A 16,642-nucleotide genomic window follows, 5' to 3' on the forward strand; every position below is an offset into this window, starting at 1 on the left:
AGGATTAGCGGCCCGTGCCCGCTCTCGTGTTCGGAGCCTCAATCCCCACCCAGTCACGCCGCTCGAGGGGTCGCTGCTCGGGCCATGTCTCGTTGAGCGTATCGCCCTCGTAGAGGCGGCCGTTCTTCATCACCTGTGAAATGGTGTTGGTATTCCGAATGTCATCGAGTGGATTTCCGTCCAGGATGACCAGATCGGCCAGCTTGCCGGGCTCGATAGTGCCGAGGTCGCCATCGAGCCCGATCGCCTCGGCACCGAGGATCGTGGCCACCCTCAATGCGTCGTACTCGTCCATTCCACCGGACTGAATCGACCAGAGCTCCCAGTGATAGCCGAGGCCCTGTAACTGCCCGTGACTGCCGACGCCCGCGCGGCCTCCAGCTTCGACCAAGGCCTTCACACCCTCCGCATGACGCTGGAAGACATGCTCATCGTCGCGGAACCACGCCGGGCGGCGCCTGCTCTTCTGATCAAGCTCGCCGTGCGCGGTGAAGTACTGGAGCTTCGGATCGTCATGCGGATTCTCACGCGAGTAGTAGTAGTTCTCACCCCACGGACCGCCGTACGAAACCAGCAGCGTGGGCGTGTACGTCGTCCCGATCGTCGTAAACGCCTCGACGACGTCTGAGTAGAACGGCGCGATCGGTAGCGAGTGCTCGAGCCCCGGGTACCCGTCGAGCGTGGTCGTGAGGTCGTATTTGAACATCAGGCCACCCTCGAGCGTCGGCATGATGCCCTGCTCTCTCGCGGCCATGACCACCCACTGCCTCTGCTGACGATTCCCGGCCATGTACATCTTGATGGTATTCGTGTCGTAGTACTCGCTGTACCTGCGCATGATGTCGCGCGCGTGGTCGAGGTCGCGGATCGGGTCCTCGACGTAGTCACCGAAGATTCCAGGGCCCGTCGAGTAGATACGCGGCCCAATCATCTGGCCTGCCGTAACGAGGTCGGAGTAGGACAGAACGTCTGTCGTGGCCGTCTGTGGATCGCGCGTCGCGGTCACCCCGTATGCGAGGTTCGCCAGGTAGATCCAGGACTGCGTCTTGTGGAGGCCGGACGCCGACCACATGTGGGAATGGGTATCGACGAATCCCGGCGTGACAGTTTTTCCAGAGATGTCGATGACGTCCGCCCCACCGGGGACATTGACCGAGCCCTGAGCACCAACTGATTCGATCCGGTTGTTTCGGATTACGATGTCGGCGTTTTCGATCACTTCACGTCCGTTCATCGTCAGCACACGTCCGCCGCGCAGCACGAGCACGCCCTCAGGCGTATCACGGGGTGCCTGAATCAGGACTCGCTGCTCGGAGGCGCGATAGCCCGCGTCGTCGTCTACGACGTCTTCTGCGTCTTCTACCCGGGCCGCCGCCTCAACGGAGTCCGCGTACGCCTCCGAGGCGTCTAGATCGTACACGAAGTGCGCGTTTCCGACGGAGTAATGGACCGTCCGACCGTCCACGCCCCAGCGAGGGAAGTCGCCACCGATATCGGTGAGCCTCTCTGCCGGAAAGGCAGCGTCGTCGGGTTTGGCCACAGAGATATTGGGTGTGTCTCCTCCGACCTGAGGCACGGTAACCACGTAGATATCGTCGTTGACCTTGGCCAAGGCCCGGTCGCCACTCGGAGCCATGAGGATCTCGGAGGCGCGATTCGCCTGAGTGCTACCCGGCCTCGTATTGCCAACCACGGTCACGTGCGCTTTCTCGTCCGTGCCGTCCCATCGAATCGAAACGACGCCACGCGCCTCATGGTGGAAGTAGATCCGGTCGACTCCCTCCACGAAGTGCGGTGCCTGCCGCCCGCTCGCGGCGGTGATAACCGTCGCACCTCCGCCAGTGGCCGGCACCCACACGATGTCCATCTCCGCGCCACTGAACTGCGGACCATCTGACTCCTGGAATGCCCGTGCCGGATTGCGCATCGCCACGATTCGATCCCCCGTCCCATTCCAGGCCACCTGCTGATACTGGGCCGGTGCAGTCGTGAGTTGCTGCACATCGTCACCATTAGGGCGTGCCTTCACGATATGACCACCGGTCGCATCCCAAGTGACGTACGCGATCCACTCGCTGTCGGGCGACCAGGCCGGTTGTGCCTGCGTACGATCCGATGGGTCGACCATACGCGGAGTGCCGCCCGGATAGTCCATGACGTAGAGATCGTCCAGCGCCACGAAGGCGAGTCGAGACCCCTCGGGGGACGGGACCCCGTCCCGGATCTGGCGCACGGTAAACGTCGGTGTGTCCTCGATCGGGTAATCGAACTCGACCAGGGGCCCTGCAGCCACATCAGCTCGTACTCGGAACGGGACCGCGATTGGGTCAGCACCATCCGTGACTGGGATACGCCAGATCTTCCCACCGTAGGATGCGACAACCTCCCTCGAATCCGGAGTAAAACTCATGCCCGGATAGGCGTCCCGATCTCCGACCGACTCCTGATCGTCCCGCTGCACAGGGTACGCAAGCCAGCGCTCGTCACCCGTCGCGAGGTCACGGAGCCGAAGGCCAGTCTCGTTCTCGTATCGCGAGGCATAGACGAGCCACGCACCGTCGGGTGAAAGCGTCGGCCGTACCGCGGATCCGTAGCGCGACGTGCGAGTGAAGACTTCCCCGGTCTCACGATCGTACACAGCGATCTGATACTGAGGATACTGCGCGTTGTAGTCCCACGAGTTCCTGCGCTGCGCGTGCCAGATGTATCGACCGTCGGGGGATACTGCGGCCCCGTTGGTCTTCAGGTTCTCAGGTTCGTCCCTGAGCATTTGGCCCGAACCACCATCGACGTGTCCCATCCATAGGTTGACTGTCCCCAGTCGAGTCGCCCCTTTCGAGGCGACGATGTAGTCACCGTCCGGTGTCCAGTCCGGCGACATCCAGCTGGACCCATTCCCTTTCGTCACCTGCGTGGTGTCCCCGCTCGCTACATCAAGCGTCCACACGTTGTCCCCGCCGCTTCGGTCGGAGATAAACGCGACCTTCGTTCCGTCCGGGCTATACCGTGGCTGAGTGTCATAGGCGAGCCCCTCCGTAATCCGCGTCGCATCTCCACCGCCAAGCGGGACTGTGTAGAGGTCTCCGAGCATCTCGAAGATCACGCTCCGCCCGTCGGGACTGACATCAAGGGAGAGCCAGGTCCCCTCATCCGTGTCTAGTTCAATTGTTCGCGACGCTACGAGCGGCAGTGGCGCAGCCTCCTCCTTCTTTCTGTCGGCCGCTGTATCGGGAGCCTCCTGAGCGAAGGCAGTAACGGGCATGGCGACCAGGAGCAGAGCAGCCGGAATCGCAACCGCCAGAGCACGCTTAATGTTCTTGATTGATGGAAGCATCGAAAGACAGGGCATAGGGGAAATTCGAGTGCGGGGCGGAGAGTCACCCAAACGGAAGGGTTCCCAAAGGAAGAGCCTACCCAAGGGAAGGAGCGAAGGTTGGCGGACGACGCATCTGCGTCGCCTGCTCGTACGCATATGCGACGCGCAGGAGCGTCGGTTCGCTCCACGCCCGCCCGAAGAAGGACAGCCCGACGGGAAGCCCAGAAATCAGCCCCATAGGAACGCTGATGTCCGGGTATCCTGCGATCGCCGCCGGGCCAGCGCTACTACCACCCTCCAGACGATCTCCCCTGATGTGATCAGTCGGCCAGGAGAGATCCCTGGTCGGTGCGATGATCGCGTCCAGGCGGTGGCCATCCATGAGGCCGTCGATGCCATCTTCGCGGTTCGAGCGCTGAACGGTCCGCTTCGCCTCGACATAGGCTCGATCAGTCAACGGCCCACGCGCCTGTGAATCGTGCATGCGCTGTTGGCCGAAGTACGGCATCTCCCGGTCTGCGTTCGCCTCGTTGAAGGCGATCACCTCAGCGAGGCTCTTCACCGGTGCGTCAGGGCCCAGTCCCTCGAGATAGGCGTTGAGATCTGCCTTGAACTCGTACTCAAGCAGCACGAGTGACAGTGGATCATTCCATGCGGAAGCATCCAGGTTCGCAGGGTCCACGATGACGGCACCGGCATCACGCATGGCGTTGATCGCGTCGTCGAACAGCTCGATGATCCGGGGGTCGAATCCAGTGAAGCTACGAGCGACTCCGATGCGTGCTCCCCGCAGGCCGTCAGCGTCGAGGAACTGGGTGTAGTCCGTGTGGGCGTTCCCTGCGCTGGCGGCTGTCGCCTCATCGCGAGGGTCGACCCCCGTCAGTGGTCCGAGAAGAATCGCTGCGTCACGCACCGTGCGCGCCATCGGGCCGGCTGTATCCTGGGAATGGGAGATCGGAATGATGCCCGACCGGCTCCAGAGGCCGACCGTGGGCTTGATTCCGACCACGCCATTGATCGAGGATGGGCACATGATCGAGCCACCCGTCTCCGTCCCGATCGTGAGCGGTACCAAGTTGGCAGAGACGGCGACGCCCGAGCCTGAGCTGGAACCGCACGGGTTCCGATTCAATGCGTAGGGCATCCGGCACTGGCCACCGCGAGCGCTCCAGCCACTCGACGCAGCATAGCCACGGAAATACGCCCACTCACTCATGTTGGCCTTCGCGAGCACAATCGCCCCGGCAGCCTTGAGCTGAGCGGCGATATACGCGTCCTGAACAGGAATCGACCCCTCGAGAGCCAGCGAGCCCGCAGTTGTCGTCATGCCGTCATGTGTATCGATGTTGTCTTTGATAGCGACGGGGATGCCGTGTAGCGGTCCGCGCACATTCCCGGCGGCACGCTCGGCATCGAGCTCGTGAGCCAGCGCGAGCGCGTCGGGATTTGTCTCGATAATCGAGCGCAACTCGGGCCCTTGCCGATCGAGGGCTTCGATTCGCCCCAGGTACAACTCCGTGATCGAACGAGACGTGCGTTCGCCCGAGGCCATGCTCGCCTGGAGCTCGGTGACCGTGACCTCGTCCAGCTCGAACGGAGGAACCTGACTGTCCTGTGATGAAACTGTTGCCCCGCCGCTCGAGTCACCCCCGGGCGCGCACCCGGAGGTGCTCATCGCGAGACCCGCAGTCCCTGCTGCGGTCGTTCCCAGGAATCGACGTCGATTGATCATGTTGGCGGTGCTCCTTGCAGATAAATCGCTGATTAATGCGTCTGGGTCGGCTGTCTACCCCGCGTATCCCGGGCCTTTCAAGGCCTCGCCCGGTCGCTCGTCGGTGATCTCGCCGTCCTTCACTACTGCGATGCCTCGGACAAATACATGTGGAATTCCGTCCGGATACTGGTGAGGGTTATCGAATGTGGCCCGGTCGATGACCCGCGCTGGGTCAAACACGGTGAGATCGGCCACGAGCCCCGGTGCAATGCGACCACGATCGGTGAACCCAAGTCGGTCCGCGGGCACAGCGGTCATGCGACGCACCGCTTCAGGCAGCGTGATCACTCCGAGATCGCGCGCGTAGTGACCGAGCACCCGCGGAAATGTCCCGTACCCACGGGGGTGTGGGCTGGCCTCACCGTAGTGACTGAGGCCCCCATCCGACCCGATCATCCCGAACTCCGACTGCATGAGCGTCTGGACATCGCCCTCGTCGAATGCGTGGAAGATCGCGCTGCATCTCCCTGCCTGATCAATCTCGAGGATCAGATCAGCCACCGCTGTCGGCCCCTCCGTCTCACGATCGGCGAGAATGTCGAGCAGCGTCAGGCCCGCCATATCCGCAGGGAACGCGGCTCCTGCCTCATCATCGAAGCCACAGGACACGAGCTGGATCTTGGACGGGTCGTCAGCGAAGCGCATCTCGATCCACGTGACCATGTCCGTCACGATCCGGCGGCGTGTTTCTGGATCTGCGAGGCGCTCCGCAAGTCGATCGCCCTCCCGAGCCCATGGAGGAATAATGCTGGACAACCCCGTCGAGGACGCTGTGTACGGGTACTGATCGAAGGTCACATCCACACCCTCCGCACGAGCGGCCCTGATCAGGTCGATCGACTCCTGGGCGCGCCCGAAATTCCGCCATGCACCGATCTTGTGGTGCGTCATCTGCACCGGGATACCAGCCTCCCGGCCGATGCGAATCGTCTCTCGCACAGAGTCAAAGACTCCTTCGCCCTCATTGCGCATGTGCGAGATATAGATACCCCCGGCCGCCGCGGCCACGAGCGAAAGCGCTACGACCTCCTCGGTCTCGGAGAAAGTCCCGGGCACGTAAAACAGCCCGGTCGACAGTCCCAGCGCCCCGGCAGCCATGCCGCGCTCGACGAACGCCTCCATCTCTCGGAGCTCTTCCTCCGTGGGCGCCCGGTCTTCGTTGCCGATCACCTCGGATCGAATGGAGCCATGCCCGACAAACATCGCGAAGTTGGCGGAGGTGCCGCCGTTCGCCGCGAGCGAGTCGTACCATCTCTCGAGGTCGAGTGGTGAGCCTCCGTCGTTTCCCTCGACCAGAGTCGTGACCCCCTGCCTTACGAAGTTTTCCGCCGAGGGGATTTCGAAAATCGTCTCACGCGAGTGCGTATGTGGGTCGATAAATCCTGGCGCAACCACGTGGCCCGTGACGTCGATACGGTCGACGGCCGTCCGCCCGCTCAGGTCACCCACCTCGATGATCAGACCGTCACGTACTCCGACATCCGCGAGAAGGCCTGGGGCTCCGGTCCCATCGAGAACCGTCCCTCCTTGAAGAACGAGATCGAACTCCTGAGAGCAACCGCCGAGGCCAACCAACAGCGCGGCGAGAAGCGAAGTGCGACGAACGAACGGGTTTGTCTGCTTCATATGCTCTCCGAATAGGCCCGTGAGCTTACGTAGTGGTTCCTGCCATCGCTACACGTCAGGCGCCGATCAGCACCAGAATGACCGAGATCGTCACCATTGAACCCACCGTCGTCAGAAGTACGGACCGAGCCGCGATGCCGGGTGCTGCGTCGTAACGCGCTCCGAATAGATAGACATTCACTGCGCTGGGCATCGCCGCGAGAAGGACTGCCACGGACATCCACAGGCCAGACAACCCGAGCAGCGGTCCCGCGATCAGCCAGACGAGAAACGGATGCACAATGAGCTTGAGCGACGACAGCGCGACTGCGGGTGCGACATCGCCCGTCAGGGGGTAGCCCGCGATCGAAGCGCCCATCGCGAACAGCGCGCACGGAACGGCGGCGGCACCCAGGAAGTCCAGCATACCGGCGGCCGGCGGCCAGATCTCGATTCCCGTGACGTTCAGAAGCAGTCCTGTGAAGATTCCGAGGATGATCGGGTTGCGGATCACATCGACGAGAACGCGAGCCGCACGCTGCCCGAATGATCCCTCGCTCCCTTTCCCAGCCTGGATCAGGATCACCGTAAGGGGCATGAACGTCGCCGAATGGAATCCGATGATCAGAAGCATGGGGAGAGACGCTTCCGGGCCGAGCGCAGTGAGCACGATGGGTATCCCCATGAGCACCAGATTCGAGAACGCGGCACCCATGCCGAAGATCGCCTGCTCCGAAAGCGACCGACCGAAGACGAGGCGGCCGAGGAGCGCACCGCCACCGTAGACGAGAAGCGATGCCCCGTAGAACGCGATGAGGAATCTCCAGTCCATATCAGGCGGAAATTCCAGCGCCACCATGCTAGTGAGAAGCAGCGACGGGATCGAAAAATTGAAGACGAAGAGAACGAGTCCCTTCACACCCGTCTGCTCCATGAGTCCAACGCGCACAGCTGTGAAACCAAGCGCCATGAGCCCGAAGATGGGCACCATCGTCTGCAACAGCATGCTCACGCGATCACCGCAATCACGCCGTCAGTAACCGGTAGTGATGTGGTGCCAGCCGATGGCCCGGTCCATCGGACGCCAGCCCGCCTTGGTCATCTCGATGCGGCAGCGCGATGAGCGCCGCGACGATCTTCAACGAAGCTGTAAGGAGCGCCCGTTCAACCGGATCGGCGACTCCCCATGGTCGATCCGGTCCGACGAGTTCCCATAACCAGGGCAGTCCCCAGATCGCGAATCCGATGCCGGGGGTCAGGTGGCCGCCGAAGGTGCCCGAGGGCCCAGCCATCATCTCATGATCCACGGGAGTCGCTCCGGGTGGTTACTGTGGTGGTCTCAGCGCGGATTCGACGGGAAAAATGATCAGTCTCGGCGGTGATCACCACCTTAACAGTGCCGAGATGCCCGGCATGTCTTCTCTGGTGCGGAATACGTAGAGACTTTCGGCGACGAAGGATGACTGACCGCCGTGGTCAAGATATATGACGCGAGCTGGATTGCCGGTGCTCTGCACCTGCCCTACCATCAACCTGCACCCTTCAAGGAGCGCCCTTCGTGAGTCCTACGGAGCTTCCGACCACCACGATCTTGCTGCCCGAGACCCGGCCCCGATGGTCTCGCCGCGACTTCATTAAAGGCGTCATTGCGTCGGGCGCGACTGTGTCTGGCCTCACTTGGTTCGGCACCGGCGTACGAGGGCAAAGCCAGGCGGGAGGTCTTGAACGCCTCGTCACGCTCACGGTCAACGGGCAGACCCGGCGGGTCGACGTGCTACCGAATGAGACCCTAGCGACGACGCTGCGCTATAAGCTCGGACTGACCGGAACAAAGATCGGGTGCGATCGGGCAGAATGCGGTGCCTGCACCGTGATTCTCGGGGATACGACGAGCTACTCGTGCTCGACGCTGACCCACCGGGTGCGCGGCCGGGAAATTCGGACCGTCGAGGGGCTGGAATCGGAGGATGGCACGCTGCACCCGGTACAACAGGCGTTCATCGACGAACTCGGGCCCCAGTGCGGGTTCTGCACGCCGGGTCAGGTCATGTCCACTGTTGCGCTGCTCGAACGCAATCCTTCGCCCACCCGCGACGAGGCTCGCGATGCACTCGCCGGCAACCTCTGCCGATGCGGGGCCTACGACCACTACCTGAACGGCGTCATGCGCGCCGCACAGGAGGCCTGAGATGCCAGAGCTGATCGGAAAGGACTTCACTCCGCCGGATATCCGAGCCAAGGTGACGGGGGCTGCGAAGTACGCGGAAGATTTCCGCATGGATGGCATGCTCTTCTGTCGCCTCCTCAAGAGCCCCATGCCGCACGCAGTCGTCAGAAGTATCGACGCTCGGACAGCGCTCGCGATGGACGGGGTCGTGGCGATCCTCACCGCCGCCGACGTGCCAAAACAGCCCGCGCCCGGCAACAGCATCCTGACGAACGAGCCTCTCTTCGTCGGCGACCCGATCCTCGCGGTCGCGGCCGTCGACGAGGAGACCGCTCAGAATGCGATCGACGCGATCGTGCTCGACCTCGAGCCGCTCCCCTTCTGCACCGACCCACTCGACAGCCTGAGGCCCGACGGGCCCAACGCGAGGAGAGACGGGAACACCTTCTCTCGCGACGAGGGCGTTTTCGAACAGAAATGGTCGACTGACGATTTCCTGGACAGTTCCGATTCCGAGATGCCTCGCGGAGCACCTGGCGCGGAGTGGACGTACGGCGATCTCGATGCCGGATTCGCGGCCGCGGACCTGGTCCTCGACGAGAGTTTCGTAACCGCGAGCACAGCACACCATTCGATGGAGCCACGGACCGCCTTCTCATACTGGCAGGGTGGGAAGTGCTTCGTCCACGGCTCGACTCAGAGCCAGTCGATCGTCCATCCCGGATTAGCGAACTATATCGGGATTCCGCCTGAGGACCTGGTTTTCGTTTCGGAGTTCTGCGGCGGCGGATTCGGATCGAAGGCGGGAGCCTATCCGATCATGTCGATCCCGGCGCATATGTCGAAAAAGACCGGACGTCCGGTCATGATGCGGATTAGCCGCGCCGAGGAATACTTCCTTGGCTCAGCCCGGTGTGGATTCCAGGGCCGCATTCGAATGGGCTTCCGCGCCGACGGCCGGGTCACGGCCGCAGACCTTTACATCGTTCAGGAGAACGGGCCCTACAGCGGCTTCGGCGACATGGGGAGCGCCGCGGGGGCGGTCTCACTCGTCTACACTCCCGAGGCCATGCGCTATCGCGGGATCTCGGTACTGACCAACACCCCACCGCGCGGAGCTCAGCGGGGACCTGGCCAGAACCAGATCGCATGCGCGGTCGAGCCGATCATCGACAAAGCCGCGCGAGAACTGGGGCTGGACCAGATCGCGATCCGACGCATAAACGCTCCGGACAGCAGTGCGAAGTACAACGGCAGCCAAGGTCCGGTCACGAGCGCACATCTTGGCGAGGCTCTCGATCTCGGACGAGAACGATTCAACTATGACGACCGACGCGCGCGCAGCGGTCAACGAAATGGATCCAAGGTTCGAGGCGTCGGCGTGGGCCAGGCCTTCCACTCGGCGGGTGCGAGCGGATTCGACGGGCTCGTGCGGATCGACGAAGACGGGAAGCTCCACATTCACACTGGTGTCGGGAATCTCGGGACGTACTCCTACGCCGCGACCTCTCGTGTAGCCGCTGAGGTCCTTGGGTACGACTGGGACAACTGTGTCATCCACAGGGGTGACTCCAGCCGGCACCTCCCCTGGAACAACGGTCAATTCGGCAGCAACACGTCGTTCACCATGACGAGGACCAACTACGTCGCTGCGATGGATGCGTTGAGCAAGCTGAAGCAGATCGCCGCCATCAGGATCGGCGGTCGAGAAGCCGACTGGGACGTCTCCGGCGAGAGTCTGGTTCACCGTGAAAACCCATCCTGGCGAATGACGTACTCGAGTGCAGCTCGTTGGGCGATTCGCATGGGCGGTCACTACAGCGGGGAAAACCTGCCAGCCGACCTGAACGCGATGACGCGACGATCGGCGGAGGCGCTTGCGGGCACTGGACTTCTCGGCGTCGCCCGAGACAGCAACCGGCACACAGGTACTGTCCCGGCACTCGCCGCGGGCTTCGTAGAGATCGAACTGGACGTCGATACAGGGCGCGTGGAGATCATCGACTACCTGGGCGTCGTAGACTGTGGTGTCGTACTCCACCCACAGAGTCTGGGCGCGCAGGTGCGCGGCGGAGCCGTCATGGGCTTCGGCATGGCTCTCACGGAACGGCACGTCTACGACCGACGGTGGGGCTTGCCGGCTGGCATAGGACTCCATCAGGCCAAACCGATGACCTACCTCGATGTCCCAACCACCATGGATTGGGCGGCAGTGGGCATTCCCGACCCCCAAAATCCGGTTGGCGCAAAGGGAATCGGAGAGCCGCTGATGGGATGCGCGGCCTCCGCCGTCCTGTGTGCGGTCTCGGACGCGCTGGGCGGTCACTATTTCAACCGGACCCCGATCGCGACGGACATGATTATCAATGCCGCCAACGATCGCGAGCCGTCGCACCGACCGCTCGCGGTCAACACGCAGTAGGAAAGGCCGATGCTGAAAGATGCGATGGCAGGCTTCGAGTTCTATCAGCCTGCGGACCTGGACGGCGCAGTCACCTTGATGGATCGCTTTGGACCGGATGGCTGGGCTCTCGCGGGTGGATACGACAGCCTCGACTGGTTCAAGGAGCGCGGTAAGTCTCCACTGGCTGTGATCGATCTCGAAGGGGTGACAGAACTCCGTGGTATCCGGGCCTGGGAGGGGGGGCTCGAGATCGGTGCGATGACCACTCTCAGCGAGGTGGTCGACGACTCGGCAGTGCGCACGCAGTTCCCACTGCTCTCAGAGGCTGCGGGCCGCGTGGCGAGTCCACAGATCCGCAACGCGGGGACGCTCGGTGGAAACGTCTGTCAGGATGCGCGTTGCTGGTACTACCGCTACGGGGTGAATTGCTATCGGGCGGGCGGGAATACGTGTTATGCCGCAGCGCCCGATGCCATGAACCGCGAGCACGCGATCTTCGGGGCCAGCCGCTGCGTGGCGGTATCACCCTCTGATACCGCGCCGGCTCTCGTGGCCTTGGATGCGTCGATGGTAGTGCGCAGCGCAGGAGGCGAGCGAGTGATCAAGGCGGAAGACTTCTTCATGCAGCCATCCGTGGACATCACACGCATGACGGTGCTCGAGCCGGGAGACCTCCTGGTGTCGATTCGGCTGCCGGCAGCCTGGACCGGCGCAGACTACTACTTCGAAAAGGTCGCCGATCGCGACACGTGGGACTTCGCGCTCGCATCTGTGGCTGCGGTCTTCCGGATGGACGGCCCGACGGTGGCTGAGACACGCATCGTATGTGGGGCCGTGCAATGCGTGCCTCGGCGATTCTCATCGGTCGAGCGAATCGTCCGCGGCCAGGCACGCACCCTCGATGTGGCTGAAGCAGCAGCGGCTGCGGCCGGGCGGGGAGCAGACCCGCTCGCACACAATGCATACAAGGTGCCGCTTACCGAGCGACTGATACGGCGAGCGGTCGAAGCCGCCTAGCTGAAGGCCGCCTGGTTCGAGATCGCCTAGTTCGAGATCTCGTGGCTAACGGACCCTGAGGTGCTTCCGTAGCATCCGGGGACCGACCTCTGCTCCATAGATGTTGCCGAGTGCGTCGACCGCGACTCCTTCTGCGGCTGTCGTTCCGCGCACGCCAAGCCGCCACTGCGGATCCGGAATGAAGGCAGTAATGAGGCCGTCGTGCACGCTGCCAACCCGGATGCCACGGGAGAAACCCATGTTTGACATGCTGCCTGCGTCGGTCGACTCAGAGTCCGCTGAGTAGAGGACATCGTTCTGGTCGATGAAGAGGCCGCTAGGGCGCCCGAACTGGGTCCAGGTCAGAAGGTGCTCACCGTCCTGTGTGAACACCTGGATTCTGCTGTTGCCTCGGTCACCTACGAACAGGCGGCCCCGAGAGTCCATCGCGAGCGCGTGCGGATCACGGAACTCTCCGTTCTCCTTCCCAGTTTCGCCCCATTGGAGAAGGAATTTTCCTGAGCTGTCGAACTTCACGACCCGATTGTTGTTTCCGGCCCCGTGTCCGTCCACGACGAAGATCGATCCATCGGGAGCCACCAGGATGTCGGACGGCTGGGTGAACGTGTCCTCTCCACTGCCAGCCACCCCCGCCTGACCCAGGCTCATGACGAGTTCTCCGTCGGGACTGAACTTGTGAACCTGATGGCCACGACCGTCGGCCGAGCCACGCGCATCCGCAACCCAGACGTTTCCGTCCGAATCGACGTGTAATCCGTGGGGCCAGACGATAATCCCGGCACCGAAACTCCGAACGAGTTCACCCTCACTCGAAAAGAGAAGGATCGGGTCCGCATCGGAATCTTCGCACAGGTTCGCTCCACAGCGCTCGCCCACCCACATGTGCATGCCATCGGCAGCCGGGTAGACCGCGCTCGTCGACCCCCAGGTGCGTCCCTCCGGAAGCTGACCCCATACGCCCTCGACCGTGCGGTACGGGTTGGATGCATGGTTCTGCGCCGCAGCGTCAGGGGCAGGAAGAAGCAACGCTCCTAGAAGCAGCGTGAACTGAAGGCCAATATTCACTGGGCGTCGCATTTCGATCTCCCGGTCGCACCTGATTGACTGCACTCAATGACCTGCAACCTGAGGACTACGCATGCCCGAAGCCAGCGACGGTGCGATCGTTGCGACGAACGGTGGCGTGTTCGAGCCGTCCAGTCTTCAACGTGGGGGGCGACCGTGGAGGCCAGTTGAGATCCAACCGCCTGAGCGAACGATGCAAGTTGCGATATCATCGCCGATCCCGACCTCGCAGACCTGCCACGTCCAGGCACCTCGCTGAGCCTCTCCAACAGCCAGGTGGTCCTGAATGGCGGAGGCAAACGCAGGCCCCCGCCCGTTCCTTGGCGTGATCTCATAGACGAACACAAGATTCGCGCCCTGCGCTAGCGCATCGGACAGGACACCTGAGGCCATAAGCATGGCCACCAGGCCTATGACGCACTTCGTACGCAGGTGCATCTCCCCTGCTTGTGGTCGGTGCCGAATGGACGAGCGGGGTATCGCGCAGTGAATACGCGATACTCGGTGAGGCCCGTCCCCTGGCGCACCCGCCCGCCCGTGCACGCCTACGTTGCCGCGGCCGGGGCATCCGAGCTTGCCCCATCTCCACCACATCAGGGGCCTTGTCGCAACGTCACCTGCTCATAGGTTGGCTTCCCTGCGGTAGCCATTCTCATCGCCTCAGTCCGATGCACTTGAAGGAGCCTAGCATGCCACTCGTCCATTCGTACGTCCCGACCCGACTTCGGTCCGGCGTCGTCGGACTCATCGCCCTTCTCGCAGTCGTGATGCTCCCTGCGCCCGCCGTGGCCCAGGACGCGATCCCGACAATCGAAGACCGAACCGCCGGCATGGACCGGATGGACGGCTTCTTCAACATCTTCTGGGATGCCGGCACCGGCTCCCTCTTCTGGGAGATCTCGGCGCTCGATACCGAATTTCTCTACCAGATCTCGATGGGGTCGGGATTGGGCAGCAACCCGATCGGAATCGACCGGGGACAGTTGAGGGGAACGCACATCCTCGAAGCCCGGCGCATTGGGCCCCGCATCCTCTTAATGGAGCCGAACTACCAGTTCGTGGCTCAAAGTGACAATCCGGTCGAAGTGCAGGCGGTCCGGGATGCTTTCGCACCGTCGGTTCACTGGGGCTTCGACATCGAGGCCGCGACGGGCGATCGAGTCCTCGTGGACGCAACGAGCTTCTTCCTTCGTGACGCACGCGGCGTAGTCGACCAGATCGCTGCAAGCGGCCAAGGCACCTTCACGCTCGACGGCTCTCGCTCGGCAATTCACATGCCTGCAACGGCGTCCTTCCCGGAGAACACCGAAGTCGAGGCGATGCTCACCTTCACGAGCAGGAATCCCGGTGGCCTGGTAAGAGGGGTCGCAGCCTCGGCCAACGCGATCACGCTCCGACAGCACCACTCCTTCATCCAGCTTCCTGGCCCGGGCTTCAAGACTCGCATCGCCGACCCGCGCGTTGGCGTGAACGGACCAACGCTGTACGACTACGCTACCCCGATCGACGTCGACACCCGGGTGCGTCTCTCCGCGAGACATCGCCTCGAGAAGGCCGACCCCAGCGCCGCAATGTCTCGGGCTGTTGAACCGATCGTCTACTACGTCGATCCAGGCACGCCGGAGCCGGTACGGTCCGCCCTGGTGGAAGGTGCCGGGTGGTGGGCAGACGCCTATGAGGCCGCAGGCTTTACCGACGGATATCGCGTAGAGGTCCTGCCCGAAGGCATCGACCCGCAAGACATCCGCTACAACATGATCCATTGGACGCACCGTCGAACCCGTGGCTACTCCTACGGAAACACGGTCATCGATCCTCGTACTGGCGAGATCGTTCGAGGTGTCGTGAATCTCGGCAGTCTGCGTCTCCGCCAAGACTATCTGCACGGTCAGGGCATGGTGCCACCATATCCGACCGGCATCTCCGCACCACAGCAGGACCCGGAGCTCGGCGAGTTCGCCGACGCACCATCCTACGAGTATCTGGCACAGGTCGCCCCCGGATCTGAAGCGATCGAGATGGCTCTCGATCGCGTCCGCCAGCTGTCAGCCCACGAAGTGGGGCACACGCTCGGATTTCCGCACAATTACATGTCGAGCAGCTACGGACGCGAAAGCGTCATGGACTACCCGGCACCCCGCGCGGAGATCGACGGGAATGGCGACATCGACCTCTCCAACGCCTATGTGCAGCGGATCGGAGAATACGACAAGCTGTCGGTGAACTGGCTCTATCGTGAGTTCCCTGCGGGCACGGATGAAACTGCAGCGCTAGCTGAGATCGCAGCCCAGGGCGTGCGCGACGGACTCATCTACATGGGGCACACGAACAACAACTTCATTGGTGCCGGCCACCAGTACGCCGGCGTCTGGGACAACGGCGAAAATCTTGTCGACCACCTGAAGCTGGAAATCCGGATTCGGGAGATCGGGCTGAACCGCTTCGGCACCGACGTTCTGCGGGCCGGAGAGCCGATGTCGAATCTGGAGTACGTACTCCTTCCGCTCTACATGCACCACCGCTTTCAGCTCCGCTCCGCCGTGCAGAGTCTCGGCGGGGCCGACTACCGGTACGCGCTCAAAGGCGACGGACAGACGCCCTTCACTATCATTGATGGTGACGAGCAGCGCGACGCCATGGAGACGGTGCTTTCGACGATCTCGCCTGAATTCCTCGCACTCTCGCCGGAACTCATCTCAATGATTCCACCCCCGGCCTTCCGGCACGGCGAGGGAGAATCCTTCCCCGGAAGAACCGAGCAGATCTTCGACCCGATCGGTGCCGCCGAGGCCGCGGCAGCGTTCACCGTCGGTGAGGTTCTCCAGCCCGCCCGAATGGCTCGCCTGGTTCTCTACGGCAGCATTGGCGATTACCCGGATCTCGAGGAGGTCGTCGATCGACTCATGGCGGTCAGCTGGGGCATCGACGACACTTCGAACGAATACGAGACCCAGGTCGTACATGCGGTGCAGCGCACCGTCGCTGACCAGATGATGAGGCAGGCTTCACTCAACGGAAATCCGGCCGAGGTTCGTGCGATCCTAGCCGATCGTCTCGAGGCGCTGGCAGTTGAGATCGAGGGCTACGGAACGCCCACACCTCACCAGAGACTGGTTGCCGGGGATATCCGGCGCTGGCAGTCCGGCATCGAGAACACAGTTCCCGGGCCGGCGATCCAGCTCCCGGCAGGTGACCCGATTGGCGGCAGCCCACGAGGTGGAAGCCCTCGGGGTGGTGGACGCTGATCTGACATCACACTTCGCCGGCGAGTGATCTCGTCAAACGAACGATGCC

General features: G+C 62.8%; 11 protein-coding genes. 4 read left to right on the forward strand and 7 right to left on the reverse strand.

Annotated features, from left to right (window positions below; genetic code table 11):
- Nucleotides 1-4: 4 nt before the first annotated feature.
- The 5 genes from OSA81_10660 to OSA81_10680 form a co-directional block, all read right to left on the reverse strand.
- The gene (locus OSA81_10660; GenBank protein ID MDE0899469.1) at nt 5-3,334 is read right to left on the reverse strand and encodes an amidohydrolase family protein; all 3,330 of its coding nucleotides are present in this window, start codon (nt 3,332-3,334) and stop codon (nt 5-7) included.
- Nucleotides 3,335-3,410: 76 nt separating this feature from the next.
- Nucleotides 3,411-5,048 (reverse strand): amidase, encoded by a 1,638-nt coding sequence (locus OSA81_10665; protein ID MDE0899470.1) that lies wholly within the window; start codon nt 5,046-5,048, stop codon nt 3,411-3,413.
- A gap of 54 nt (nt 5,049-5,102) precedes the next feature.
- A complete protein-coding gene (locus OSA81_10670) occupies nt 5,103-6,716 on the reverse strand; it encodes a D-aminoacylase (protein MDE0899471.1) in 1,614 nt (537 codons plus the stop codon).
- 55 nt (nt 6,717-6,771) lie between these two features.
- A complete protein-coding gene (locus OSA81_10675) occupies nt 6,772-7,701 on the reverse strand; it encodes an AEC family transporter (GenBank protein MDE0899472.1) in 930 nt (309 codons plus the stop codon).
- A gap of 19 nt (nt 7,702-7,720) precedes the next feature.
- Entirely contained in the window at nt 7,721-8,002 is a 282-nt protein-coding gene (locus tag OSA81_10680; GenBank protein MDE0899473.1) for a hypothetical protein, read from the reverse strand.
- A 251-nt stretch (nt 8,003-8,253) separates the two neighbouring features.
- Between OSA81_10680 and OSA81_10685 the strand changes: the two genes are divergently transcribed.
- From OSA81_10685 to OSA81_10695, 3 genes are read left to right on the forward strand one after another with little or no spacing between them, the layout of a single operon-like run.
- On the forward strand, nt 8,254-8,883 hold the full coding sequence (locus tag OSA81_10685) for a (2Fe-2S)-binding protein (GenBank protein MDE0899474.1): 630 nt from the start codon (nt 8,254-8,256) through the stop codon (nt 8,881-8,883).
- A 1-nt stretch (nt 8,884) separates the two neighbouring features.
- A complete protein-coding gene (locus OSA81_10690; protein MDE0899475.1) occupies nt 8,885-11,284 on the forward strand; it encodes a xanthine dehydrogenase family protein molybdopterin-binding subunit in 2,400 nt (799 codons plus the stop codon).
- A 9-nt stretch (nt 11,285-11,293) separates the two neighbouring features.
- The gene (locus tag OSA81_10695) at nt 11,294-12,283 is read left to right on the forward strand and encodes a xanthine dehydrogenase family protein subunit M (protein ID MDE0899476.1); all 990 of its coding nucleotides are present in this window, start codon (nt 11,294-11,296) and stop codon (nt 12,281-12,283) included.
- Between the two features lie 45 nt (nt 12,284-12,328).
- Here the strand turns inward: OSA81_10695 and OSA81_10700 are convergent, their stop codons facing one another.
- A complete protein-coding gene (locus OSA81_10700) occupies nt 12,329-13,360 on the reverse strand; it encodes a peptidyl-alpha-hydroxyglycine alpha-amidating lyase family protein (protein MDE0899477.1) in 1,032 nt (343 codons plus the stop codon).
- A 126-nt stretch (nt 13,361-13,486) separates the two neighbouring features.
- Nucleotides 13,487-13,786, reverse strand: coding sequence for a hypothetical protein (locus OSA81_10705; protein MDE0899478.1), 300 nt, complete (start codon nt 13,784-13,786; stop codon nt 13,487-13,489).
- A 251-nt stretch (nt 13,787-14,037) separates the two neighbouring features.
- Here OSA81_10705 and OSA81_10710 point away from each other — a divergent pair, with 251 nt between their 5' ends.
- Nucleotides 14,038-16,593, forward strand: a complete 2,556-nt coding sequence (locus OSA81_10710) for a zinc-dependent metalloprotease (protein ID MDE0899479.1) — start codon at nt 14,038-14,040, stop codon at nt 16,591-16,593.
- Nucleotides 16,594-16,642 lie beyond the last annotated feature (49 nt).

Source organism: Longimicrobiales bacterium (assembly GCA_028823235.1).
Taxonomy (GTDB): Bacteria; Gemmatimonadota; Gemmatimonadetes; order Longimicrobiales; family Gaopeijiaceae; genus UBA2589.